Origin of the sequence: Syntrophorhabdus sp., from assembly GCA_012719415.1 — a bacterium.
GTDB lineage: Bacteria > Desulfobacterota > Syntrophorhabdia > Syntrophorhabdales > Syntrophorhabdaceae > Delta-02.
On the sequence record JAAYAK010000220.1, the window covers coordinates 1 to 2,488 of the forward strand.

2 protein-coding genes are annotated in these 2,488 nt (G+C 57.4%); both read left to right on the forward strand.

The genetic code is table 11. The annotated features are described in order from the left end of the window. The coding region (locus GXX82_13040) for a VWA domain-containing protein (GenBank protein NLT23965.1) at positions 1-1,670 on the forward strand (1,670 nt) is incomplete at its 5' end. A gap of 368 nt (positions 1,671-2,038) precedes the next feature. Further along, a partial coding sequence (locus GXX82_13045; GenBank protein ID NLT23966.1) for a hypothetical protein occupies positions 2,039-2,488 on the forward strand: 450 nt, incomplete at its 3' end.

A 2,488-nucleotide genomic window follows, 5' to 3' on the forward strand; every position in this document is an offset into this window, starting at 1 on the left:
ACGTTACGCGGGATGTCGTCCTGACCTGGAAGAACTATCCGTACCTCTCGGTGGAGACGGAGGTCTCCAACCGGACGGTTGCGAAAGGCGAGGAGGTCGATGTCACGATCAGGCTGAAGGGCGACGGAAGTATGCTTCAGTCGAACCCGGTTGATGTGGTGCTGGCGATTGACCGGTCATGGAGTATGAACCAGAAGGATGAAGGCACGAATACGACGAGGATGGCTGCGGCAAAGAATGCGGCAAAGGCCTTCGTAGCGGAGATGAACCCCGAGCAGGATAGGATCGGCCTGGTTTCGTATAGCGGCTACACCACCCGTAATCTGCCCCTGACGGGCAATTTTTCGGGCGTGAGCAGCACTGTGGACGATCTTATCGAGGACCTTGGATCAGGGATATTTACCGCCACGCGGAAAGCGTTGCGCGACTCTATCTGGGAGATGAATCGGACCGCGGGGAATGCGAACCCCAATGCCGTGCGTGCCGTGATCCTGATGTCCGACGGTGAGTACAATTGCTACGGCGATCCGCTTGCCCGGGGTACGGGGTTTTATCTTAGTGCGATTCCTCCTTGGGCTGAAGTTCTTCCAGAAGACAGTATGCTGTGGAAGAGGGCCCAGATGGACTATAAATACTTCTGGGATCTTAGGGAGTCTTGGTTTGGGATAGGGGAAGTCTGGTATAAAGGCGCCTGTCAGCACACCAGCCAGAACATGTCCGTCTACGCGGAGAAGAACAACGTCCGGCTGTACATGATATCGTTCACTGACGAGATCAAGGAGGGCAATACCACATGGGAGACGATGGACATCCTTGCGGGGGCGACCGGCGGGAAACACTACCATGCCGACACCGGCGGCGACCTTGCCAGGATCTACACCGAGATCGCCGGCGAGCTCAAGGCAGAGGCCGGTGTCAACACCACGCTGAACCTCAACTTCGAGAACGTCGAGGTGAACACCAACCCGGTTCCCGGCGACCAGGTCTTCGACTACGTCTACAAGGACGGGGTCTCCACCCATATCCATAACCAGACCGGAGCCGGCACCGTCCTCTATAATGGTACCATCGACCAGACCGACGGCGACGGCTGGAAGCAGGACAAACAACTCCACTTCGACATCGGCACCATCCGCCTCGGCCAGACCTGGGAGGCGACCTTCCGCCTCAAGGTAAACAAAACCGGCAACATCAACATCTTCAACGAATCCCTCAGCAACTCGGTCATCGCGTTCGACGGCGGTGGAGAGGGACTGATCCTCCCTGACACATACATCACGGGTGTCGATATCGACAACACCGGGATCATATCACCCATCCGTGTTACGTTTACAGCGCCCGACTCCGAGCCGTACACCGACCGCGTCCCGTTGACCTGGACAATCAACTACAGCGGTACACAGGATGTCGACGTATCCCTCGCCCGCTCTCAGTATGAAGATATGCGGTCGCCGACCCACCTCCTCACCAGGACCCTGGGCCCCGGGAGATTTGTGGCCGCGGACAATACGACAACAGACTCGTTCATGATGCCTGTCAAGGACCTCTCGCCGGGGCAGTACTGGATAACAGTAACCGCCTCGGCACGCGACGCTGAAACAGACGAGGATACGATCAACGTCTGGGCCCATACCAAGGGCGCGCCGCGAGCCTACATCAAGATTGGCTAAATCTTCCTCTCTTTTTAGAATCCGGCATATCATCTGTTTTTGCCCCAGAACCGGGCAGCGGTTCGTCTTTCTCCTGGGGTGATCAGGTTAACTTCTCCCGAAAATCCCCGCGAACGGTCCTTTCCTTCCCGGGAAATGAACCCCGTCTGGTTTGGGATCTCCCGACCGGATCTATTCGGAGGAGTGGTCACATCTTCGAACGTTATTCGGAAATGATCGATTTTCAGTGCCTAAATCCAAAACGGAAAGTTAAATGAAATTATTTTATGTGTTGAATTTATATACTGACTCACTCTAACTTCCCAATACGAAGGCATATGAGGAGATGGATTCACGCATACCTGATCGTCGCCGGGCTGCTCCTCCTGGTGACCCCTGCCGCTGCCCTGATACCCGATACGGTTGCGATCAGCACAGATTCCGAATGGCTGACCGCGGGGGGCAGCGACACCGCGACCGTCACGGTGCAGGTCACGAACAGCACCTCCGGGAGTGCCCTGACCGGGAGAACCACGGTTGAATTTGCGGTGGATAGCACCTTTGGGAGCATAACGCCCGCCGTCACCACGACCGACGCCACCGGCACGACGACGGCGGTCTTCACCCCGGGGACGCGGAGCGGGACCGCCCCGATCACGGTGACCGTCTCGTACAGGGACGAGGAGGAGACGCTGGTGCAGACGAAGACGGTCCTGCAGCAGATCGACCATGCGGCCCCGTACAGGATCGAAAACATCTGGTACGAGCCGGAGGTGACCGTCGGGGGGACGACGGATATCGCCGTCCGGATGGTCGACCGGTATGGAAACCCGGTTGAC